The 22,374-nt window shown below is 66.0% G+C and carries 21 protein-coding genes (1 of these 21 running past the window's edge); 8 read left to right on the forward strand and 13 right to left on the reverse strand.

What is annotated here, in order from left to right:
* Positions 1-521 carry the 3' end of a lipopolysaccharide biosynthesis protein gene (locus E5675_RS18805; RefSeq protein ID WP_136175846.1) on the forward strand. It extends 1,012 nt beyond the left edge of the window, so 521 of the gene's 1,533 nt are visible here — the last part of the coding sequence; the start codon falls outside the window, past its left edge; its stop codon occupies positions 519-521.
* Here E5675_RS18805 and E5675_RS18810 read toward each other — a convergent pair.
* On the reverse strand, positions 506-931 hold the full coding sequence (locus E5675_RS18810; RefSeq protein WP_136175847.1) for a CBS domain-containing protein: 426 nt from the start codon (positions 929-931) through the stop codon (positions 506-508). The genes E5675_RS18805 and E5675_RS18810 overlap by 16 nt on opposite strands.
* A gap of 125 nt (positions 932-1,056) precedes the next feature.
* Here E5675_RS18810 and E5675_RS18815 point away from each other — a divergent pair, with 125 nt between their 5' ends.
* The gene (locus E5675_RS18815) at positions 1,057-1,359 is read left to right on the forward strand and encodes a hypothetical protein (RefSeq protein WP_136175848.1); all 303 of its coding nucleotides are present in this window, start codon (positions 1,057-1,059) and stop codon (positions 1,357-1,359) included.
* Positions 1,356-1,748, forward strand: a complete 393-nt coding sequence (locus E5675_RS18820; RefSeq protein ID WP_136175849.1) for an acyl-CoA thioesterase — start codon at positions 1,356-1,358, stop codon at positions 1,746-1,748. Before E5675_RS18815 ends, E5675_RS18820 begins: the two co-directional genes overlap by 4 nt.
* Positions 1,749-1,758: 10 nt before the next feature.
* Here the strand turns inward: E5675_RS18820 and E5675_RS18825 are convergent, their stop codons facing one another.
* From E5675_RS18825 to hisS, 6 genes are all read right to left on the reverse strand, one after another.
* Positions 1,759-3,318, reverse strand: a complete 1,560-nt coding sequence (locus tag E5675_RS18825) for a hypothetical protein (RefSeq protein ID WP_136175850.1) — start codon at positions 3,316-3,318, stop codon at positions 1,759-1,761.
* Between the two features lie 10 nt (positions 3,319-3,328).
* Complete coding sequence (locus E5675_RS18830; RefSeq protein WP_136175851.1) at positions 3,329-4,741, reverse strand: DUF4139 domain-containing protein; 1,413 nt, start codon at positions 4,739-4,741, stop codon at positions 3,329-3,331.
* Between the two features lie 76 nt (positions 4,742-4,817).
* Positions 4,818-5,663 carry a DUF4167 domain-containing protein gene (locus E5675_RS18835; RefSeq protein ID WP_348769831.1) on the reverse strand — a complete coding sequence of 282 codons (846 nt, stop codon included), beginning with the start codon at positions 5,661-5,663 and terminating at the stop codon, positions 4,818-4,820.
* Positions 5,664-5,914: 251 nt separating this feature from the next.
* The gene (prmC, locus tag E5675_RS18840) at positions 5,915-6,751 is read right to left on the reverse strand and encodes a peptide chain release factor N(5)-glutamine methyltransferase (protein ID WP_136175853.1); all 837 of its coding nucleotides are present in this window, start codon (positions 6,749-6,751) and stop codon (positions 5,915-5,917) included.
* Positions 6,744-7,811 (reverse strand): peptide chain release factor 1, encoded by a 1,068-nt coding sequence (gene prfA / locus E5675_RS18845; protein ID WP_136175854.1) that lies wholly within the window; start codon positions 7,809-7,811, stop codon positions 6,744-6,746. Before prfA ends, prmC begins: the two co-directional genes overlap by 8 nt.
* A complete protein-coding gene (gene hisS / locus E5675_RS18850; RefSeq protein WP_136175855.1) occupies positions 7,811-9,064 on the reverse strand; it encodes a histidine--tRNA ligase in 1,254 nt (417 codons plus the stop codon). The genes prfA and hisS overlap by 1 nt, the downstream gene beginning before the upstream one ends.
* A 253-nt stretch (positions 9,065-9,317) precedes the next feature.
* Here hisS and E5675_RS18855 point away from each other — a divergent pair, with 253 nt between their 5' ends.
* Both E5675_RS18855 and ppa read left to right on the forward strand, forming a co-directional pair.
* Positions 9,318-11,255 carry a M61 family metallopeptidase gene (locus tag E5675_RS18855; RefSeq protein ID WP_136175856.1) on the forward strand — a complete coding sequence of 646 codons (1,938 nt, stop codon included), beginning with the start codon at positions 9,318-9,320 and terminating at the stop codon, positions 11,253-11,255.
* A 133-nt stretch (positions 11,256-11,388) separates the two neighbouring features.
* Positions 11,389-11,925, forward strand: a complete 537-nt coding sequence (gene ppa / locus E5675_RS18860) for an inorganic diphosphatase (protein ID WP_037556922.1) — start codon at positions 11,389-11,391, stop codon at positions 11,923-11,925.
* Positions 11,926-11,938: 13 nt separating this feature from the next.
* On the opposite strand, the gene E5675_RS18865 is transcribed toward ppa, so the two are convergent.
* From E5675_RS18865 to E5675_RS18880, 4 genes are all read right to left on the reverse strand, one after another.
* Positions 11,939-13,246 carry a mechanosensitive ion channel domain-containing protein gene (locus tag E5675_RS18865; protein ID WP_136176579.1) on the reverse strand — a complete coding sequence of 436 codons (1,308 nt, stop codon included), beginning with the start codon at positions 13,244-13,246 and terminating at the stop codon, positions 11,939-11,941.
* Positions 13,246-14,451 carry a cystathionine beta-lyase gene (gene metC / locus E5675_RS18870; protein ID WP_136175857.1) on the reverse strand — a complete coding sequence of 402 codons (1,206 nt, stop codon included), beginning with the start codon at positions 14,449-14,451 and terminating at the stop codon, positions 13,246-13,248. Before metC ends, E5675_RS18865 begins: the two co-directional genes overlap by 1 nt.
* Positions 14,452-14,521: 70 nt before the next feature.
* On the reverse strand, positions 14,522-15,361 hold the full coding sequence (gene sseA / locus E5675_RS18875) for a 3-mercaptopyruvate sulfurtransferase (protein ID WP_136175858.1): 840 nt from the start codon (positions 15,359-15,361) through the stop codon (positions 14,522-14,524).
* A gap of 181 nt (positions 15,362-15,542) precedes the next feature.
* Positions 15,543-16,832: a hypothetical protein gene (locus E5675_RS18880; protein ID WP_136175859.1), complete on the reverse strand. Its 1,290-nt coding sequence runs from the start codon at positions 16,830-16,832 to the stop codon at positions 15,543-15,545.
* Between the two features lie 126 nt (positions 16,833-16,958).
* Here E5675_RS18880 and queF point away from each other — a divergent pair, with 126 nt between their 5' ends.
* On the forward strand, positions 16,959-17,429 hold the full coding sequence (gene queF, locus E5675_RS18885; protein WP_136175860.1) for a preQ(1) synthase: 471 nt from the start codon (positions 16,959-16,961) through the stop codon (positions 17,427-17,429).
* 45 nt (positions 17,430-17,474) lie between these two features.
* Positions 17,475-17,885, forward strand: coding sequence for a thioesterase family protein (locus tag E5675_RS18890; RefSeq protein ID WP_136175861.1), 411 nt, complete (start codon positions 17,475-17,477; stop codon positions 17,883-17,885).
* 45 nt (positions 17,886-17,930) lie between these two features.
* On the opposite strand, the gene E5675_RS18895 is transcribed toward E5675_RS18890, so the two are convergent.
* On the reverse strand, positions 17,931-18,164 hold the full coding sequence (locus tag E5675_RS18895) for a hypothetical protein (protein ID WP_136175862.1): 234 nt from the start codon (positions 18,162-18,164) through the stop codon (positions 17,931-17,933).
* An 83-nt stretch (positions 18,165-18,247) separates the two neighbouring features.
* The gene (locus tag E5675_RS18900; RefSeq protein ID WP_136175863.1) at positions 18,248-19,534 is read right to left on the reverse strand and encodes a cytochrome P450; all 1,287 of its coding nucleotides are present in this window, start codon (positions 19,532-19,534) and stop codon (positions 18,248-18,250) included.
* Positions 19,535-19,652: 118 nt separating this feature from the next.
* Between E5675_RS18900 and E5675_RS18905 the strand changes: the two genes are divergently transcribed.
* Entirely contained in the window at positions 19,653-22,352 is a 2,700-nt protein-coding gene (locus E5675_RS18905; protein WP_136175864.1) for a M1 family metallopeptidase, read from the forward strand.
* Positions 22,353-22,374 lie beyond the last annotated feature (22 nt).

Here is a 22,374-nt window from a genome sequence, read left to right on the forward strand (position 1 = left end):
GAATGGCGCCCTATATCCAGCTTATCTCGCTCGCGCTGATCCTGATGACGGTGCAGATACTCTTTGCCCCGGTCACCAATGCGCTCGGCAAACCGTCGATTTCGATGTTCACCGCGATGAGCGGCGCAATCCTCTTTCCGGTGTCGTTTCTCGTCGGCGCCGAATGGGGGCTGATCGGCATGGCGTGGGCGTGGCTGATCGCAGCCCCCCTGCTCCTTATCGTCACCGCGCGCCTGTCGGCGCCGCTGATCGGCATATCGCTGTGGGATGTCGCGCGCGCTATGCTGCCGGGGCTCGCGCCCGCGCTGGTGATGGCGATCGGGGTCGGCTTCGCGGGTCAGGCGCTCGAATCGCTTGGCCTCGCCGCGCCGGTGCAGCTCGCACTGCTCGTCGGTCTCGGCATGGCGCTATACGGCGCGCTCCTGTGGCTGCTCGAGCGCGAGGCGCTCGCCGAAGTGATTCGCCTGGTGCTTCGCCGCCAGCCGCCGGTCGCCGAGGCGCCGACTCAGGACGCGATATAGTCGCGCATCGCCGCGGCTTCGGCCTCGATCTTGTCGATGCGATATTTGACGAGATCACCGATCGACACGAAGCCGACCATCTTGCCGCCATGAACGACGGGCAGGTGACGGATGCGCTTTTGCGTCATCTGCGACAGCGCGCCGATCACCGCCATGTCCGAATCGCAGGTCACCGGCGATTTGGTCATCACTTCGTCGAGGCTACGGTCGAGCGCGTCGGGACCGTAGGAGGACAAGAGGCGAACGATGTCGCGTTCGGAAAAGATGCCGACCACCATATCGCCCTCGAGCACCGGAACCGCGCCGATTCGATTCTGCGCCAGCAGGTCGATCACGGCGCGGACCGCGTCGCCCGGCCGCGCCGAAATCACCGCCCCGGTCCGTTCACGAACAATCGCTCCGATCGTCATAGCTGCCGCTCCCATATTCTATTCTGTTGCCGGGCGAGCCTATCATGATTCGCATGTGGGACGAAACGTCCCACCTCCCGCGATGACGCTTGGCCGCGGCGGCGGCTTGGTCCATGGAGGCGCGCATGGTCAAACGCTCCCCGCTCGACAATCGCGACACGTCGAACGTCGCCTGGACACGCTATCGCCGGCTGATGAAGGGCATGACGCTCGTGTCGCTGCTCGCCGTCCTCGGCGCGCTCAGCTGGCTGCGCTTCACGATGGGCGAAGCGCTGACGATCCATATGATCATCGCGACCGCGGCCGGCGTCGGCCTGTCGGTGATGCTCGGCGCGGCGCTGATGGGGCTCGTCTTTCTGTCGAGCGGTAGCGGCCACGACGAATCGATCGAAGACCCTTTTGAAAATGACCCGGATTTGAAGCCATGACCGAAACGACGCCCGCCGATTGCCCGCGCGACCCGATCTTGCGCGTCGTCCCCCGCCCCGCGGACATCAATGCCAACGGGCATATCTTCGGCGGCTGGGTGCTGAGCCAGATGGACATCGCGGGCGGCATCGTCGCCGGACGCGTCGCACAGGGCGCGGTCGCGACGGTGGCGATCGAGACGATGGAGTTCATCGCGCCGATCCTGCTGCGCGACATCATCTCGGTCTATGCGCATCTCGAGCGGCGCGGGCGCACCTCGATGGGCATCAGAATCGAAGTGATCGCGACGCGCGACGGCGGGCGGACCGAGGAGCGCGTGACCGAGGGTCTCTTCACCTTCGTCGCGCTCGACGAAAATCACCGCCCGCGCGCGTTGCCCCCGGCCTAGAGGCCGGGCCCTAATCCTCCGCCTTTACCCGGTAGTGGAACGTCTTGCTGCCGTTCGCGGGCACCCGGACGACCCATGTGAGCAAGCCGTCGCGGCGCGGAAGCTTGCGGATGCGCGAATCGAGGCTGTCGCTGTCATCGACCTCAAAGCCGAGTTCGACGTCTGCGGGATGCGGATTCGCGTTGGTTGCGGTGATACGATAGTCGTGCCGGCCATTCTTCGGCGGCACATAATTTTCGACGTCGATTCGCACCTGGCTGCTCTCGCCGATGACGAGGTCGACTTTCTCGCCGACCGCATGGTCGCGCATCCGTCCCTCGCCGACCAGCATCTCGCGGCCGCCGACGGGTTCGAACACCGCCGCCTGTCCGCTCGGCAGCGGAACGCCCAACCCTTCGGCCTTCTTGTTCTGCATCCGCAGCAGGATTTCGGGCTCCATCGCCTTTCCCTCGTCGCCCGGATAGACGCGCAGGCGATAGATGGTGCGGAAGGGCACGCCGTCCTTGACGAGGAGCGCGACCTGTTTCTGTCCGTTCGCGGCGACGGTGACCGGGATGGGCACGCGATAGAGCTTGAGGTCGCCCAGATCTTCCTGGCTCGCGACGATCGCGACGGGCGTCGTCATCGCCGCGCGCTGCAGGCGCGATCCGGTGACGACGATGCTGTCCATGCTCGCTTCCATCGCCGGTGGCGGCGGCGCGGGTGGCGGCGGCGGTGGCGGCGGAGCGCCATAGCGTCCGCTGCCGGTCGGGAAGCAGTTAAGGCGGAGCGGCGGCGTGCGCGGCCGCTCGGCGAGTTCCTCGAAATCGCTGACCTTGTTCAGCGTGCCCGCGATCGCCGCAAGCCCGGCGTCGGCGAAACTCTCGCCATTGCTGTTGGCGACGGTCAGCCAGGCGAAGAGGTCGAGCGTCTTCCCATCCTCGCGCACGCGCGCGACATAATTGCTCGCCCAGTCGAAGCCCGTCGACAAATAGGTGAGCGTCACCGTGGCGCGCTGCGCCGCCGGGCTGCGCGTCGTCACCGACAGCGTCGGCTTCGCGGTCAGCCCCGCCGGCACGCCGTCGTAGAGAATCGATTCGGGAATGCCGGTGCAGCGCAGCGCTTCGTAGCCCGCGGACGTTTGCAGCACGACCGCCCCCGCCGGACCCGAGCGGATGATCGCTTCTTCCTCGGTGACCTTGCCCGTCGCGCCGTTGGTGCGGCGGATATGGACGCGGTTGCCGAGCGAGCCGTCGAGCAGGCTGGCGGGCGACAGCAGCGCCGCGTCGCGATTCTTCTGCACCACGCCGCCGGGCAGGCCGGTGACGATCGCCGACACCGCGATCATTCCCTCAGCGACGCCTTCGAAACGCACCGTCGCTTCGCCCGCGGGGAAGTCGATCGTCCGCGTTTCGGAAATCAGCGCGAAACCCTCGAGCCAGCCCGGCGAAATCTCTCCGCCCTCGTCGCGGCCGGGATCGCGGAAGACGCTGACCGACACTTTCTCGGGCGCTAGCGAGGTAACCGCCAGCTGCGCCGCCGCCGGGGATGCGGCGAGCATCGACAGCAGGAACGGCCAGCGGCGCATCATGCCCCGCGAATCAGGTGCGCGTTTCAAAGGTGGCGGTAATCGTCGCCTCGCCATTGGCGGGCACTTCGATCCGCCAGCGCGTGCCGTCGCTGTCGAGCCGTTCGCTTTTCCGACTTTCGGCGAGGATGCGTGTTTCGTCCCAATACCAGTCGAGTCCGCGCTGGATGAGGTCAAGCGTCACCGGTTGTGCGCGCGCGTTGGTCAGCTTGTACGACATGAACGAACGGGTGATGCGCGGAGAAATGCGCTCGCGCTTATCCACAGTCGCCTGCACCTTGACGTCGAACGCCTGTCCGGTCGCGAGGCCGAGTTCGCTTCCCATCGGCGTATGGCCGATGTTATTTTCGCCGATGAACTGCGGATCGCCGCGCATGTCGCGCTGATAAAAGCGCACCGTCCCCGCGGGCAGCGCGTCGCCGAGGCCGCCCCCCTTCGCGCTCGTGTTGAACTTGATCACGCTCGCCGCGCTGGCGGGTTCGGTCATCGTGTCGAACCCGCCGACGGTGAATTCATAGATTTTCTGCGCCGGCACCCCGCTGACGTCGAGGAAGCTCACCTGCTTGGTCTGCGCATTGGCGATCGTCGTCCGCTCGGCCAGCGGATAGAGATAATAATCGCCCAGCTGCTCGCGCGGCGCGGTTTCGGTGCCCGCGCGGCGGAGGTTGCCTGGCGGCTGCGGGCGCGGGCGATAGGCTGGCGAGACCGCGCCGCGGGTCGAGGGCGTCCCCGCGACGAGCAGCGTCTTCGCATTGTCGAAAGTCGTGCCGGTGTTGTTGGAGAGCGTCACCCAGCCCTGGACGTCGATCGTCCCGGCCTTTTCGTCATAGAGCGAGACATAATCGGCCGCCCAGCCGAGCCCGTTCGTGAGGTAGGAGAGCGTGGCGGGCCGCGTCCCCGCCCGGTCGCTGTCGACGGTGATCGACAAAGTCGGCTTGGCACGCAGATTCGGCGGAATCTTGTCGAAGATCACGCGCACCGGCAGGCCGTCGTCGCGCAATATCTCGATCCGCGGGCCGATCTGCAGCACGACGCCGCCGTTCACGGCAAGCACCTTGGCACGCTCGCGCGTTTCGGCACCGGTGGCGGGGTTGGTGCGCAGCAGCGTCACCGTCTCGCCCACCGCCTTTTGCATCAAGGCATTGGGCGAGAGCAAATCATAGTCGAAATTCTGCTCGACGATCGCGGTGTTCGCCGCGGCGAAGGACACCGTTTGCGGGCGGATCTGCGCCGAGACATCGGGAAATTCCTGTCGCGTCCGGCCGGCAGGGAAAGCGATCTGGCGGATATCCTGCACCAGCGACTGGCCGCCGTTATAGATGGTGACGGCAAGGTCACCCTGCGCATTGCCCCTTGTGGGCTCCTGCGCCGCCGCGGGGGCTGCCGTCAGGACGAACGCAACCCAAAGCATTGCCAACGCGCGCATAAAAAAGCCTCCCCGCGAATATCCCGCGGGGAGGCTATGTCATGCGAATCGGAAAAACCAGTGCGAAATCGTCGGCTTATTCGGCCGCTTCGACCCCGGTATCGCGCGGAGCCGCAGCCAGCGTCTTGCGCGTCCGGCGCGGCTTGGGCGCAGGCGCGGCTTCGGCGGTTTCGCTGCCTTCGGCGCTGCGCTCGGTCCGGCCGATCGCCGGCGGCAGAACCGCCGTGTCGATCCCGGCATTGTCCTTTCCGGCCCCCTTGTCGGCGCTGTCGTCCTGACGCGCGCGGCGGGCGGGACGACGCGACGGGCGCGGCGCGGGCTCCTGCTCGGCGGCTTCGTCGCGCGGTGCGGCGTCGTCGCGATCGCCGCGACTTTCGTCCTCGTCGCGATTGCGCGCCGCGCGTCCGCGCTGGCGGTTGCCGCGATTGTCGTCGTCGCGATCACCCCGCGCTTCGCGATTGCCGCGATTGTCGCGCTGGCCGCGGTCGCCCCGATCGTTGCGGTCACTCCGCTCGTCGCCGGTTTCGCCGTCTTCGCGGCCGGTGTCGGTGTCGGTGTCGCCGTCGGTATCATCATGGCCGTCGAAATCCTCGACGCCGCGAATCTCGCGGCCGCGATCGCTGCTGCGCTCCTGCCCGTTCGCCGCGGCTTTTTCTTCCTGCCGGGCGCGGAAGTCGCTCACCACACGGAAATAATGGTCGGCGAACTGCAGATAATATTCGGTCTGGACCCGGTCGCCCGCAAGCTGCGCGTCGCGCGCGAGGTTGCGATATTTCTCGATCATCTGGGCGCCGTTGCCGCGAGCCCGGCTGTCGATGCGGTTGGCCTGGTCGACCCCGCCGCGACCGCCCGATTGCGAACGGTTGTTATTGTTGCTGTTGTTGTTGCGGCCGCGACGGCGACCGCTCTGCCGGTTGTTCATGTTCAACTGAGACATCCTGTCGAATAAGCTAATAAGCTACGCCAACCCCTTTTGGCCGATCGCGCCAATTGCGCGTCGCGCCCGCGCCATGCGCGGTTCTTGCCCTTTACCGCTTGCGCCGGACCCAAGGCCCCGCACCAGCATCGTAAGTGGGAAACAGACCAGCCGGACCGATCAAGGTACCCGTGCCGGGTCTGTAAGCCGCCCCTACCGCGCTTTGCGGCGGAAACCAAGCGAATTCTGTGCGGGTGTCAGGGGCGGGTCAGCAAAAGCGCCCTGTCGCGGCCGCCCAGATCCTGTCTGCAGGCGACCTTGAATCCCGCGGCTTTGGCGAGCTCACCCACCGAGATATGTTGTGTGTGCCCGATTTCAAGGATCGCGACCCCGCCGGGCGCCAATATTCGCGGCAGATCGGGGATGATCCGGCGATAATCGTCGAGGCCGTCGGCGCCGGCGAACAGCGCGCCCGCGGGCTCGTGATCGGCGACATCTGGCATTAGCTTCTCGTTATCGGCGATATAGGGCGGGTTGCAGAGGATGAGGTCGAAGCGGCCCGTGACCTCCTCCGCCCAATTTCCCTGTTTCAGTTCGGCACGGTCGGCCAGCCCGAGCGCGATCGCATTGGCCCGCGCATAGCCGACCGCCGTTTCGCTGGCGTCGACGCCGAGGCCCTGCGCGTCGGGCCATTCGCTGAGCGCCGCTAAAAGCAGCGTGCCGGGCCCCGTGCCAAGGTCGAGAATATGTTTCGGCCATCCCTCCTTCCGCTCGTGTCGAGCGAAGTCGAGACACGCCTCGATCAGCGTCTCGCTGTCAGGGCGGGGGATCAGCACGCCGGGCCCGACTTTCAGCCGGATCGTCCAGAAATCGCGATAGCCGATGATATAGGCGACCGGCTCATGGTTCATGCGGCGGGCGAGCATTGCGTCGAAATCCGCCGACAGGGTGAAGCGCGACGGATCGAGCAGCAGCGCCTGCCGCTCGACGCCCAGTGCATGCGCCATCAGCAATTCGGCGTCGAGCCGCGGCGTATCCGAAGCCGCCGCGAGCCGCGCCGCCGCATCGCGCAGCGCGGCGGCGACGTCAGTCACCCAGCCCCGCCAGCCGCTGCGCCTGATCTTCGGCGATCAGCGCGTCGATCAATTCGTCCATCGCGCCCTCGATGATTTCGGGCAGGCGGTGGAGCGTCAGGTTGATGCGGTGGTCGGTCACGCGGCCCTGCGGGAAATTATAGGTGCGGATACGCTCGGACCGGTCGCCCGATCCGACCATCGATTTGCGCGCCGAGGCCTCGGCGCTGTGGATCTTCTCGCGCTCGAGGTCGTAAAGCCGCGCGCGCAGTACCTGCATCGCCTTGGCGCGATTCTTGTGCTGGCTGCGCTGGTCCTGCTGGATCACGACGAGGCCAGTCGGAATATGCGTGATGCGGATCGCCGAATCGGTCGTGTTGACATGCTGCCCGCCGGCGCCGCTCGCGCGGTAGATGTCGATCTTGAGGTCGCTGTCGTTGATCGCGACATCGACTTCCTTGGCCTCGGGCAGCACCGCCACGGTCGCGGCGCTCGTGTGGATGCGCCCCTGGCTTTCGGTCGCAGGGACGCGCTGGACGCGGTGGACGCCGCTTTCGAACTTGAGCTTCGCGAAGACGCCCTGCCCGCTCACCGACGCGACGACTTCCTTATAGCCGCCGACCTCGGCCTCGTTCGCCGAAATGACCTCGACCTTCCAGCCCTGCGTATCGGCGAAGCGGCTGTACATCCGCAGCAGATCGCCCGCGAACAGCGCCGCCTCGTCGCCGCCGGTGCCAGCGCGGATTTCGAGCATCGCGGCGCGTTCGTCGGCGACGTCCTTGGGGAGCAGCTTGATCGCGAGATCATGCTCAGCAGCAGGCAGCGCTTCCTCGATCGCGGCGATTTCCTCGGCCGCCATCGCCTTCATTTCGGGATCGGCGAGCATCTCGCCCAGCGAGACGAGTTCGCCGCGCAGCCGCGTCACTTCGCTTGCCGCCTTGGCGACGGGTTCGAGCTCGGCAAACTCCTTCGACGCCGCGACGAAGTCGGCGGGCGCCATATCGCCCGTCGCCATGCGCGCCTGCAACGCGGCGTGGCGTTCGATGATGGCGTCGATCTGTTTGGAGGAAACGGAGGTCATCAGGCGATCGAAAGGAAGAAGGCATCCACGCGGGCAGCAACTTCGCTGCCGTCGGTCTTGCTTCGAGTAAAGCGTTGGCCATCTCGCACACCAACCGAAATCAGCGCGCGCGCGGGTATCCTCGCCGCCTTGTCGAACCGCTTACGGGGCGACCCGGTCGCCACGATCTCCGAAGAAAAGCCCCCGGCCCGAAGAGCCGAGAGCGCCTTAGTTGCAAATGCAAGTTCCGCGTCGTCCTCAACAGCGATTACGGCATCAAGGCGCGTATCGATGACATCGCCGGCGAGCAGCATCGCCAGCCGCTCGATCCCCGCCGCCCAGCCGACCGCCGGGGTCGGCGGCCCGCCGAGATTCTCGATCAGCCCGTCATAGCGCCCGCCGCCGAGCACCGTGCCCTGAGCGCCGAGACGGTCGGTGACGAATTCGAACGCGGTGTGGCGATAATAGTCGAGCCCGCGCACCAGCCGCGCGTTGCGCTCCCACGCGACCCCCGCGGCATCGAGACCCGACGTCACGGCGCCGAAGAAATCCTGCGCCTCGCTCGTGAGGAACGCGTCGATATCGGGCGCGCTGTCGGCGATCGGGCGGTCCTTGGGATCCTTGCTGTCGAGGATGCGGAGCGGGTTCTTGTCGAGCCGCGCGAGGCTGTCTTCGGACAGATCGCCGCGATGCGCCTCGAAATGCTCGACCAGCGCCGCGCGCCACGCGTCGCGGCTTTCCGCATCGCCCAGCGTGTTGAGCGTGAGCGTCACACCCTCGGCGATCCCCAGCTCTTTCAAGAGCTGATCCGCGAATACCAGCAATTCAGCATCGGCGAGCGGGCTGTCGCTACCGAGCACTTCGGCGTCGAGCTGGTGAAACTGGCGATAGCGCCCCTTCTGCGGCCGCTCGTAACGGAACAGCGGGCCGTGCGTCGCGACCTTCAGCGGCGCGAACTGCTGCCAGCCGTTGGTGATATAGGCGCGCGCGATCCCCGCGGTGAATTCGGGACGCAAAGTGATCGATTCGCCGCCGCGATCCTCGAACGAGTACATTTCCTTCGACACGACGTCGGTCGTCTCTCCAAGCGAACGCGCAAACACCGCGGTCGGCTCGATCACCGGAACCTCGATCCGCTTGAAGCCATAGAGGCGGCGCACCCGTTCGAACGTCTCGACGACATAAGCGAAACGGTCGGCGAAATCGCCGAGCATGTCCTGCGTGCCGCGCACGGCCTGCGGGGTCGGGATCTTGGCGGATTTGTCCTTGCTCATGGCGGCGGCGTCTAATCGATTTTACATACTGCGCAAAGTCCCCTCTCCCCTTGCGGGAGAGGGATGCGCAGACTTGGCAGCTTGCTGCCTAATCGAAGCTGGGTGAGGGGTGCGAGCCATTGGCTCGCGCGGTCGCCGAGCGACCGCCACCCCTCATCCAACTCCGCCTAGACGCTCCGCGCCAAGGCTTCGTATCCTTCTCCCGCAAGGGGAGAAGGTTGTAGAAAAGTGCGAATCGCGGCAGAGAGCCGTCATGAAAAAAACACGCTTGGTCGCAACCACCCTCATCGCCGCTCCTCTCGTTTTGGCCGCCCCCATCCACGCGCAGGAAGCGGTCAGCCGCCCCCAGCCGGTCGTCCAGCCGCTGACCATTCCGCTGCCCGCCGACAAAGCCTATCCAGGGACGATGCAGCTCCGTGTCGATGCGACCGACGTGGCGCGCGGCATCTTTCACGTCCGGCAGACGATCCCGGTGGCGAAGGCTGGCAAATTCACCCTGCTCTATCCCGAATGGCTGCCCGGCAAGCATGCGCCGCGCGGCGCGATCGCCGAGATGGCGGGTTTCAAGGCGAGCGCGGGCGGCAAGCCGCTCGCCTGGACGCGCCAACCGACCGACGTCTATGCCTTTGATGTCGATGTGCCCGCGGGCACCAAGAGCATAGAGGTCGCCTTCGACTTCCTGTCGCCGACGCGCACGAGCGAAGGCCGCGTCGTCGTCACCCCGGCGATGATGAACCTGCAATGGGAAGAGGTCAGCCTATATCCCGCCGGCTATTTCACGCGGAATATTCCGGTGCAGCTCGAGGTGACGCTGCCCGAAGGGTGGACCGGCGCATCGGCGCTCGACGGGCTCAAGGTCTCCGGCAACCGCTACAGCTTTGCCGCCACCAATTACGAGACCCTCGTCGATAGCCCGATGTTCGCGGGGCGTCATTTCCGCAAATGGGATCTCGGCAACAAGGTGACGCTGAACGTCGTCGCCGACGAGGCAAAATATCTGGAGGCGAGCCCCGACCATATCGCGCGCCACGCGGCGCTGGTCTCCGAAGCCGTCGCGCTGTTCGGCGTCCGCCATTTCGACCGCTATGAATTTCTGCTGGCGCTCAGCGACGAACTCGGCGGGATCGGTCTCGAACATCATCGTTCGAGCGAGAACAGCCGCAACCCCGACTATTTCACCAAATGGAACGATAACGACAGCGAGCGCGGGCTGCTCCCGCACGAGCTGACGCACAGCTGGAACGGCAAATATCGCCGGCCCGACAAGCTCTGGACCCCCGATTACCGCACCCCGATGCAAGGCAATCTGCTGTGGGTCTACGAAGGTCAGACGAGCTTCTGGGATCTCGTCCTCGCCGCGCGGTCGGGGATGCAGTCGAAGGAGACGGTGCTCGCCGAATGGGCGACCAACGCCGGCTATTACAGCGTGCAGCCAGGGCGCGAGTGGCGCGCGGTCGAGGATACAACGCTCGACCCGGTGATCGCGGCGCGCAAACCCAAGCCCTTTTCGAGCTGGTCGCGGAGCGAGGATTATTACAACGAGGGGTCGCTGATGTGGCTCGAGGCCGACATGCTGATCCGCGGCGCGACGAACAACGCCAAGAGCCTCGATGATTTCGCGCGCGCCTTTTTCGGGGGACGCGAAGGCGACTGGGGGCAGCAGGTCTATGATTTCGACGATGTCGTCGCCGCGCTGAATGCGGTTCATCCCTATGACTGGGCAGGTTTCCTGCGCCAACGGATGCAGACGAGCGGGCGCCCGGCACCCACCGGCGGGATCGAGCGCGCGGGCTATCGCCTCGTCTGGCGCAACACGCCGAACGTCTTCGACCGCGACCGCATGGCGCAGGCGAAGAACGCCGACCTGACCCATTCGCTGGGGATGACGGTCGACAAGGACGGCGTCGCGACCGGCATCCTGTGGAACGGCCCCGCCTTCAAGGCCGACATCGTCAATGGCACCAAGATCGTCGCGGTCGACGGGCTCGCCTATAGCCGCGAGCGGATCGAAGCCGCGGTGCAGGCGGCGACCGACGGCAAGACGCCGGTGCGGCTGCTCGTCGAGCGCGGCGGGCGCTATCGGAATGTCGAGATCGCCTATCACGGCGGGCTCCGCTGGCCGCACCTCGAAAAAACCGGCAGTGGCCCCGACTGGTTCGATCGGCTATTGGCGCCGCGGCGGGCGCTCTAGACCCGCCACAGCCGTTCTTTTCGAGCGCAGGGAAGACACCGGTCGTCGCCGCGCGGCATCGGGCATCTCGACTTCGCGCGATCTGAAGGGCTAAGGGGCGCCCGAATCAAAAAACAAAGGACTGACTTCTCCCATGCGCATCGATCTGATTCCCGCCGGCGACAACCCGCCCGACAGCCTGAACGTCCTGATCGAAGTGCCGATCGGCGGCGAGCCGGTGAAATATGAATTCGACAAGGCGTCGGGGGCGCTGTTCGTCGATCGTTTTCTCCACACCCCGATGCGCTATCCCGCCAATTACGGCTTTGTCCCGCACACGCTGGGCGAGGATGGCGATCCTTTGGACGCATTGGTCGTCGCGCGTTCGCCGATCGTCGCAGGCGCGGTGGTCAAATGCCGCCCCATCGGCGTGCTTAACATGGTCGACGATGCCGGCGGCGACGAGAAGCTGCTGTGCGTTCCCGTCAACAAGACCTTTCCCTATTACGACAAGGTCGCAACCTACAAGGACATGCCCGAGATCGTACTCCAGCAGATCGAGCATTTCTTCACCCACTATAAGGACCTCGAACCCGGCAAATGGGCGAAGCTCAACGGCTGGGGCGATGTCGACGAGGCGAAGCGCATCATCGTCGAATGTATCGAACGCGCGAAGAAGGTGGGCTTCTGAACGAGGTCGCCGTTCAGTCGCGCTTTCGCGGCGCGCGTTTGGGCGGCGACGGCAGCGACGCGCCTTCGGGAAATGACCGAAGACGCAGGTCGCGTTGCGGAAAGGGAATCTCGATCCCCGCCTCTTTGAACTTGTCCCAGATGCGCAGATAGACGTCGCCCTGGATATTGCCGAGTCCGCCTTCGGGGTCGGATATCCAGATGCGCAGTTCATGATCGACGCTGCTGTCGCCGAAAGCGGTAATCCAGCAGACCGGCGCAGGGCTGTCCAGCACGCGGGGCGCTTCTTCCGCCGCTTCGATCATCAAACGCTGAGCAAGCCGCAGGTCGCTGTCATAGCTGACCCCCACCTTCATCCGCACCCGAACCTCGCGGCTCGAATAGCTCCAGTTTTCGACCCGCTCGGTCATCAGCAATTCGTTCGGGACGAGATGTTCCTTGCCGTCACGCGTGATCACCGAAACTGCGCGCACGCCGATCTTGTTCACCCGGCCGACCGCATCGGCGACGACGATCACGTCGCCGGGCTTGATCGACCGGTCCATCAACAGGATGATCCCGGCGATCAGATTGCCGAAGGTTTTCTGCAGACCGAAGCCGACCGCGAGCCCGAGCGCCCCCGAGAAGACGGCAAAGGCCGTAAGGTCGATGCCAAGCAGGTCGATGCCGATGAAAAAGGCCGCGACGACGATCGCAACGCCGGCAAGCTTTTCGACGAGCAACTGTTGCGTGGGGTCGAGGTCGCCGCCCCCGCGCACGACCCGGCGCACGATGCGGTTGCCGAGTCGGACGAGCAGGAACAGGGCGAGCCCAGTCAGCGCTACATTGACAATGGTGAGGAGCGAGAAACTTCGAGCGCCGACCTCGAAACCCGTGGCCGCGAGGCGCCCGCGCATCATCGCCAGCCCGCCCACCGCGTGCGAGAGGATCGCGCCCAAAGCGATCGAGGCGAAGAGGAGCGCCGGAATCGCGCCAAGGCCAGCGCCGATGACGAGATGCCGGACCGAGGCGGCCGCTGCGATCGCCGCCGCCGCCCCGAGAAGCAGCCGCGCATAAGGATCCCAAGGCCAGGCTGCCCAACCGATGATAATGACGAGCAGCGCCCCGATCCAGAAGGTCAGTGACGGGATGCGCTCGGTCAACGGGCCGCGCACGCTGACCTCGTGACCGTGCAGCCAGTCGGCGGCACGCGCGCCGAGCCGCCGGCGCGCTATCCAGCCGGTCACGGCGGCAACAGCGACCAAGGCGGCGGCGATGGCAAGCTCGGCAAGTTCGGCGTCCGCCAGATGCGGCAGGCCCAGTCTTACGAGCAGTTCGTCCATCATCCGGCCATCGCGGCAAAGCCGCGTTCGAGGTCCGCGATCAGGTCGGCCGGATCCTCGAGCCCGATCGACAGACGGACGAGCGGGTCGGGGTCCGTCCAGCGGGTGGCCGTACGAATCATCTGCGGATCGCTCGGCACGACGAGGCTTTCGTAGCCGCCCCAACTGAAACCGATGCCGAAATGGGCGAGCGAATCGATGAAGCGCGTCCGCGCCGCCTCGTCGGCGCCCTTCAGCGTGAAGCCGAACAGACCGCTGGCGCCTGAAAAGTCGCGCGACCAGATCGCATGGCCGGGATCGTCCGTCAGCGCGGGGTGCAGCACGCGGCCGACCTCGGCGCGGCCCGCCAGCCAGTTTGCGACGGCAAGGCCATTTTCGCCCTGCCGCTGCATCCGCACCTCGAGCGTCCGGAGGCCGCGCAGGACAGCCGCGCAATCGTCGGGCGAAACCGACTGGCCAAGCTGGTAGGCGGCGCTGCGCAGCTTCGGCCACACGGTGCGAGTCGCCGTCAGCGAGCCCATCATCACATCGCTGTGCCCGCCGACATATTTGGTGAGGCTCATCATCGCGACATCGACGCCGTGTGCGAGCGCAGGGAAAAGCAAGGGCGTCGCCCAGGTGTTGTCGAGCATCGTCAGCACGCCGCGGGCGCGCGCGATTCGCGTGATCGCCGGAATATCCTGCACCTCGAAGGTGAGGCTGCCCGGCGATTCGAGGAAGATCAGCCGGGTTTCGGGCCGGATGAGGTCGGCGATTCCCGCCCCGACAAGCGGGTCGTAATAGCTCGTCTCGACGCCGAGCCGTGCGAGCATGCTGTTGCAGAAGGCGCGCGTCGGTTCATAGGCGCTGTCGACCATCAGCAGATGATCGCCCGGCGAGAGCAGCGCGAGCAGCCCCGCCGAATTGGCGGCGACCCCCGAGGGATAGAGCAAAGTGCCTTCGGCGCCCGCTTCCATCCCGGTCAACGCATCGGCGAGCGCCCACACGGTCGGCGTCCCGCGCCGGCCGTAATAAAGCTTGTCGTGCGTCGCGTGGCCGCGCGCCTTTAGGTCGGCGATATTGTCGTAAAGGATCGTCGAGGCGCGCCAGACCGGCGGATTGACGATCCCGCCGCCGAGCCGCGGATCGCCGATCCACTCGGGTCGCCGTCCGCCCTGCACAAGTTTGGTCGCAGGGCGAAGGCTGTCATCGTCGCTGTTGCTCATCGCCGCCTTGTTAGCGGAGCACCGGCCAAAATCCACCCTGACGCGAGGAGGATATTCAACCTGCTTGCCTTCAGGCGCCGCCCGTCGCCTTCGGCGTCGCGGGGTCGGCGCCCCATTCGAGCCAGCTGCCGTCATAGACTGCAACATCATCCTTGCCGAGCAGGTGCGCGCCGAAGGCGACGACGGTGGCGGTCATGCCGCTGCCGCAGGTGGTGACAAGCGGCTTGTCGAGATCGACTCCGGCGGCGTCGAACGCCGCTTTCAGATCGTCGCCGCGCTTCCACGTGCCATCGGCATTGAACAGTTCGCCGTGCGGAAGGCTGCGCGAGTTCGGGATGTGGCCCGGCGCGAGGCCAGGGCGCGGGTCGCGTTCCTCGCCGGTAAAGCGCGCCGCCGGGCGCGCGTCGACGACCTGCTCGGCACCGCTGTCGACGTTCGCGATCATCTGGTCCTTGGTGCGCACCGCCTTCGCGTCGCGCCATACGGTGAAGTGGCGGTGGCGCAGCGTCTGCTTGCCCATTTCGAGCGCGCGACCTTCGGCCTTCCACTTGGCGAGACCGCCGTCGAGGAGCGCGACGTCGTGCGCACCGAACAGCTTCAGGAGCCACCAAGCGCGCGCCGCGCTCTTCAGCGGACTGTCGTCGTAAAGTACGATGCGGCTGCCGTCGCCCAGCCCGAGCGACTGCATGCGGCTGGCGAATTTTTCGGCCGACGGGGCCATGTTTTCGACCGCGTTCGACGCGTCGGTCAGCTCCGCCAGGTCCATGAATACCGCGCCCGGAATGTGGCCCGCTTCGTATTCGGCACGGGCATCGCGATCGGCCCCCAGAAATTTCGTCGCATCGACGACCCGCAGGTCCGATGCCCCCAGTTCGCGTTCCAGCCAGTCGGTTGAGACCAAGGCGTCCATGTCATGCTCCTGTTACGACCGGTCGGGAACCTTGTTTGCCTGTCCCTCGCCCGGCCATCCTGCTGTGGCTTCTTTCCGGGGATAGTCAGCCTATGCCCCCACCCCTGCTTTTTCAAGCTGGTCCGTCCTGCCGCAGTCGATGGTGCACCGCAACAGAAAAGCAATGCCGTCCTGAAGCGGACTATTGGCTGCGCCGGATCGCGGTCGCGCGCGCGCCGGGTCGGTCGACGGCATAAGACGCCCGGTCGAGCGGCAGCGGCGCCAGCTTCTCGCTGCCGCTCGCGCCCTGTTCACGGCCGATGACAAAGCTGCCCGCATTCTGACCGAACGCCTCGCCTTCGCCGTCCCAATGATAGGTGACGTCGAACGCTATGACGGGAACGACCATCGGCTTGCCGCCGATCATCAGCGGCTCGATCGCGGCGCGCGGCAGCATCACTTCGGTCGACAATTCCTCGCCCGCGCCGACCGCCAGCGCGATGTCGTCGCGCAGCACGCTGCCCCCCGCGCCGTCGAAGAAGCGGCTGAGAACCGGCTCGGTCATCGCCGAGCCCTGATTGAGCGCGATGCGGACCATCAGGCCGGTGGCCGGCACCGTCCCCTGGTTCATCAGGTTGAGCGCGAAGCCGACCGCTACATGATCGGGTGCGAAACGGATGCTGCGGATCTCGAGCGCCATGCCCACGACGGCACGCCTCTCACCCGCGGCGCGCGTAACGAGCGGATGGGCCGACGCCGCCTCGGGTCGCGATGCGGGTGCGGGTGGCGGCGCCGGCGCCGGACGCGGAACCGGCGGAACCCCAGGCCTGGGCAGCGGCGCGGCGGCGCGGGCTGCCGGACGCGGGGCCTCGTCGACCTCGTCGACCGCCGGACCGGCTAGCGCAGTGCGGCGGCGCCAATACCAGAACGCGGCCCCCGCCGCCGCCAGCACGGCGAGCGCCCAGGCCCAAATCGGCGTGCCGGAGGGCGTGTCGGCCGGGGGGAGCGCAGCGACCGGCGTTTCGTCAGCGGTTGCCGGTGCCGCGTTCACGGTTGCGGGCGGCGGCGTGGCCGTATCGAGGGGAGGCGATGGCAAGTTATCGGTCGTCGTAGGCTCCACCGCTTCGGGCTGAGCCGGACGCGGCCGCGCGGTTTCGGGGGTATCGCGCCGCGCGGGAACGGGAGCAGGGGTCACGGTGGCAGGCTGCGTCGGCGTCACGCGCGGCGGTGCAACGGGCTGCGGCGACGTCGGGGCGGGAGTGGGTGTCGGCTGACCCCGCCGCTCGCCCGGCGCCACCGGCGGCAAGCCATTGTCCGACGGCCCCTGTACGCCGGGCGTACGGCCGTCGTCGGTAGGCGGCGGCAGGCGGAAATCGATCGGGGGGGACGACGTCGTCGTATCCTGCGCGGCCACAGGACCGCCCGCAGCCAGCGTTGCCGCCGCCAGCGCAAACGCCGCCGCCTGTTGTCGCCCGAAGTTACGCACCGTCATCTTGTCCGCGATCCCACGCTACCCATATGTCGCCCGCGCCGCTGAATTGGCGCTGAACCTTGCAGCGGTCGATTCCCGGGTACGGGCCCGGATGACATCGGCCGCGCTGCGCACTAGAGCCTTTCCATGACCGATTCCACCCCTACCCCGCTCGCACCGAAACATCTCGGCCAGTCCAGCGAACTTCCTGCCTCGCCCGAGACCGCGGTGCTCGACTATGTACCCAATCCGCGCGCCGGAGAGCTTTATCTCGTCCGCTTCGCCGCGCCCGAGTTCACGTCGCTCTGCCCGGTGACCGGCCAGCCAGATTTCGCGCACCTCGTCATCGATTACGCCCCAGGCGAAACGATCGTCGAATCGAAGAGCCTCAAGCTTTTCCTCGGCAGTTTCCGCAACCATGCGGGCTTTCACGAGGATTGCACCGTCGGCATCGGCCGCCGCCTGTTCGACGAGATGCAACCCCAATGGCTACGCATCGGCGGTTACTGGTATCCGCGCGGCGGTATTCCGATCGACGTCTTCTGGCAGTCGGATCCCCCGCCCGAAGGGCTGTGGCTGCCCGACCAGGGCGTTGCGCCCTATCGCGGGCGGGGATGAAGATTCATCTTTCCGTCACAATATATTGACACTAGTGTCAACGATATGAGCGCAACCGCCCTCCCCCACGATCATGACATCAAGGTCGGCCCCGATGCGATCGACTTCATGGGGCATGTGAACAATGCCCATTATCTGAGCTGGGTACAGGAAGCGGTGCTCGCGCACTGGCGCCATATCGCCCCGCCCGAAGCGGTCGCGGCGCATCTGTGGGTCGCGCTGAAGCACGAAATCACCTATCGCCGTCCCGCCTTCCTCGACGATCAGGTCATCGCTACCGTGATCCTTGAGAAGGTTCAGGGCGCGCGCGCCTTTTACGAGACGATCATCAAGCGCGGCGAGGATGTACTGGCCGAAGTCAAGTCTAGCTGGTGCTGCATCGACGCCGAAACGCTCCGCCCCGCGCGCCTCGCGAGCGAAGTCGTGGCTCGTTTTTTCGCCGGCGAAAAAAACTAGCACCCGCCCCGCTGCTCGGGGACGGGCGCTGCCCGGCGACGAATTTTACGGGCTGACCGGGTCGTCGTTGTCGTCATCGACGACCAGCCAGATACCGCCGGCAACGATGGCGAGGCCCAGCACAATCGCGATCCAGCTTGCGCCTTCGAGATTATTTTCACCGCTAACGGCAGAACTTGCGCGAGCGCCATCAATCGCGGGCGCGGCCGAAGCAAACACCGGTGAAACCACCATCGAAGCCGCCGCAATAGCGATCACGCCCTTTTTCAATCTTTTCATCTTTACACTCCTCTAGCTGCGTTGAAACGCAGCGGGGAAGCGATTGTTCCATTGGCGAAAAGAGGGGTTTGCGATCGGCTGCGCTAAGCGAGCGTGAAGCGGATGGGCAGGCGCTTCAGCCCGCCGACGAACACCGATTCGACGCGCGCCGGCTCGCCCGCGAGTTCGATGCTCGCGAGCCGCGGCAGCAGTTCCTCCATCAATATCCGCATTTCCATGCGCGCGAGGTGCTGGCCGAGGCAGACGTGCGCGCCGAAGCCGAAAGCGATCTGCTGATTCTTTTCCCGATCGGGGTCGAAGGCGAAGGGATCGCCGAACACATCCTCGTCGCGGTTGGCCGATACATAGTTCAGCATCAACCAGTCGCCCGCGCGGATCGTCTGGCCACCGATTTCGACGTCTTCGCGCGCGCTGCGCATGAAATGCTGGACCGGCGTCGTCCAGCGAATCGCTTCCTCGATCAGCCCCGCCTTGTCGCTTTCGGCATCGCGGAAACGGCCGAACAGCGCGGGGTTCTTCGCCAGTTCCATGATCGCGCCCGCAGTCGAGGCGCTCGTCGTGTCGTGGCCCGCGGTCGCGATGATCATATAATAGCCGGCAAGCTCACGGTCGGGGATCGGCTCGCCGCCGACCATGGCATTGGCGATCACCGTCGCGATGTCCTCGCGCGGGCTGGCGCGGCGGTCGGCGGTGAGCGCGCCGAAATATTGCTCGAAATCGGCGATCACATAATTGAGCATCGCGATCGCCTGCTCGGCGCTCGTGATCGCCTCGCGGCTGCGGTTCAGCTCGGGATCGGTCGACCCGAACAATTGCTGCGTCAGCATCAGCATCCGCGGCTCGTCCTCGGGCGGCACCCCCAATATGTCCATGATCACACGGAGCGGATAATGCGCCGCGACGTCGCGCGCGAAATCGCATTCACCGTCCATCGCGAGCATGTGTTCGACCGCGCTCCGCGCGTGGTGACGTATGCGGTCTTCGACGATCTTCAGATTCTTGGGCATGAACCAGCTCTGGGTAAGCAGCCGGTATTTCATATGATCGGGGGCATCCATCTGCACCAGCGAGCGGATAAGGTGCCCATCATTGTTCGGCGTAGCGGCGCGCGCGATCGCCTCGCCGTCGCGGTTGGTAAGCACCGTGGGGCGGATACCGTTGGCGAAGCGCTGCGGATCGCGGCTGATCGCCATGATGTCGGCGTGGCGCGTCACCAGCCAGAAGGGATCGAGCTCGGGATTCTCGGCAACCGCAAGCGGCGCGTTCGCCCGCGCCCAGGCGAGCTGTTCGTGCAGCGGGTCCCAATTGCCATAGGCGACGGGATCGACGACGGCGGCGGCTACCTCTCCAGGCAATATAGGTTTTGTCATGCAACCAAGCTGCCGTGAATCGCGTCGTCTGTCGATAGGCTATGACCGCCGGTCGAAGCGGCGCCCGCAAGATGGCCCTGCAGGCGTAGCATGGCAGAAAATTACCGGGGATCGCATCATGAAAACAACTGCACGTCATTTCCTTTTCAGCGCCGTTTCGTCGCTGAGCCTCGCCGCCTGCGCCACGCAGCCCGGAGTTGCGCCGGCGTCACCCGTCGCAGCGGCGCCTGCGCTGGCCGGCGCCCCGCTCGATGCAAGCATCCCGAGCCAGCTGCCACGGATCGCGCGACCGCTGCATTATGACATCAGCGTCACCCCGGACGCCCAAGCGCTGACCTTCACCGGCGAGGCGGGCATCGACATCGAACTATACGAGCCCTCAGCGACGCTGACGTTGAACGCGCTCGACCTCGACTTCGCGAGCGCCAGTCTCATAGGTGCGGACGGCAAGGCTATCGCGCTGACCGCAGCGACCGATGCCGCCGCGCAGACGGTAATCTTCACCGCCCCCGCGCCTCTCGCGCCGGGCAAATATCGCCTTGCTATCCGCTACACCGGCACGATCAATACGCAGGCGAACGGGCTTTTCGCGCTCGACTATCCCGACAAGCTCAGCGGCAAGGAGGTGCGCGGGCTGTTCACCCAGTTCGAGGCGCCCGACGCCCGACGCTTCGTGCCCAGCTTCGACGAGCCGAGCTACAAGGCGACCTTCACCCTCTCGGCGACCGTTCCCGCGGGCGACCTTGCGGTCAGCAACATGCCCGTGACGAGCGAAACGCCTGTCGACGGCGGCAAGAAGAAGGTGACCTTCCATATCTCGCCCAAAATGTCGTCCTACCTGCTCTTCTTCGCGACCGGCAATTTCGAGCGGCTCGCGGCGAAGAGCGACAGCGGCGCCGATGTCGGCATCGTGTCGCCCAAGGGATCGGGCGAGCAGGCGCGCTTCGCGCTAGACAGCCTCGGCCCCCTGCTCGGCTATTACAGCGATTATTTCGGCCAGCCCTATCCGCTGCCCAAGCTCGACAATGTCGCGGGGCCGGGCCAGTCGCAATTTTTCGGCGCGATGGAAAATTGGGGCGCGATCTTCACCTTCGAGCGCATCCTGCTCGACGATCCGAAGATCACGAGCGATGCGACGCGCCAGCAGATCTATTCGACGCAGGCGCACGAGGTCGCACACCAATGGTTCGGCGATCTCGTCACCATGGCGTGGTGGGACGACCTCTGGCTCAACGAAGGCTTCGCGAGCTGGATGGAAACCAAGGCGAGTGACCATTTCCACCCCGACTGGCAGCCTTTGCTCGACCGCGTCGATGGTCGCGAGCGCGCGATGGGGCTCGACGCTTTCGCGACGACGCACCCGATCGTCCAGACGATCCGCACGGTCGAGGATACCAACCAGGCGTTCGATGCGATCACCTACCAGAAGGGCGAAGCGGTCATCACGATGCTCGAATCCTACGCTGGCGAGGATGTGTGGCGCGAGGGGCTGCGCAACTACATGGAAAAGCATAAATATGCGAATACGCGCACCGACGATCTGTGGGGCGCGGTCGAAGCGGCGGGCGCCAAGGGGCTGACGGCGATCGCGCATGATTTCACGAACCAGCCGGGCATTCCGCTGCTCCGCGTCGGCGGCGTGACCTGCGCGGGCGGCAACACGACCGTCGCGCTGACACAGAGTGAATTTTCCCGCGATCGCAAGCAGGGCATCGACGCCGAAAACCGCCGCTGGCAGGTGCCCGTCCTCGCGCGCGCCGGCGATGGTGCGGTCGCGCGGCAGGTGGTCGCGGGCGGGACGGGGACGTTGACCCTGCCCGGCTGCGGCCCGGTGCTGATCAACGCGGGCCAGGCTGGCTATTACCGCACTCTCTATTCGTCCGCTGCGCTGACTGCGCTTCGCACCGATTATGCAAAGCTGGCCCCAATCGACCAATTGGGGCTGCTCGGCGACAATTTCGCGCTCGCCTATGCCGGATACCAGCCGATGGGCGCGGCGCTCAACCTGTTGGCGGCGGTGCCCAAGGATGCCAACCAGAAGCTGCTCGGCGACGCCGCCGGGCGTTATGCGGCGCTCTACAAGCTGTTCGACGACCAGCCGGCGGTGCAGGAGCAGATCGCAGCGCGCGGCACCGCGGCGCTCGCCCCGGCGATGGGGCGGCTCGGCTTCGACGCCCGCGCCGACGAGCCCGCGCTCGACAGCATCCTGCGTTCGGAAACGCTCGGGGCGCTCGGGACGTTGGGCGATGCGGAGGTGCTCGCCGAAGCACGGCGCCGCTTCGCGCTGCTGGACAGCGATCCCGCCGCGCTCGACGGTCCGTTGAAATCGCGTTGGCTTGGCATCGTCGCGGCGAATGCGGGCAAGGCCGAATGGGACAAGCTGCGTGCCATGGCCAAGGCATCGAAATCGGCGGTCGAGCGCAGCACTTTCTATACATTGCTCGGGTCGGCGAAAGACGAAGCGCTTGCCAAGCGCGCACTCGCGCTCGCGCTAACCGACGAACCCGGCAAGACCGTCAGCGCCGCGATCATCGGCGCGGTCGCCGCCAACCATGCCGAACTGGCGGTCGATTTCGCGCAGGCCAATCAGGCCGCGGTCGACCGGCTCATCGACGCCTCGGCACGCGCCCGCTTCCTCGCAGGGCTCGCGGCTTCGTCGAACGATCCCGCGATGATCGCGAAGCTCGAGCGAATCGCGGCACCGCTGGCCGCCGATGTGCGCAAACCCTATGACAAGACGCTGGCGAGCCTGAAGGAACGCAGCGCCAGCCGCCCGCGCATCAAGCGCGAAGTCGAAAGCTGGCTGAAGGAAAAATAGGGCCATCCTTCTCCCGTCATCC

Source organism: Sphingopyxis sp. PAMC25046, assembly GCF_004795895.1.
Taxonomy (GTDB): Bacteria; Pseudomonadota; Alphaproteobacteria; order Sphingomonadales; family Sphingomonadaceae; genus Sphingopyxis.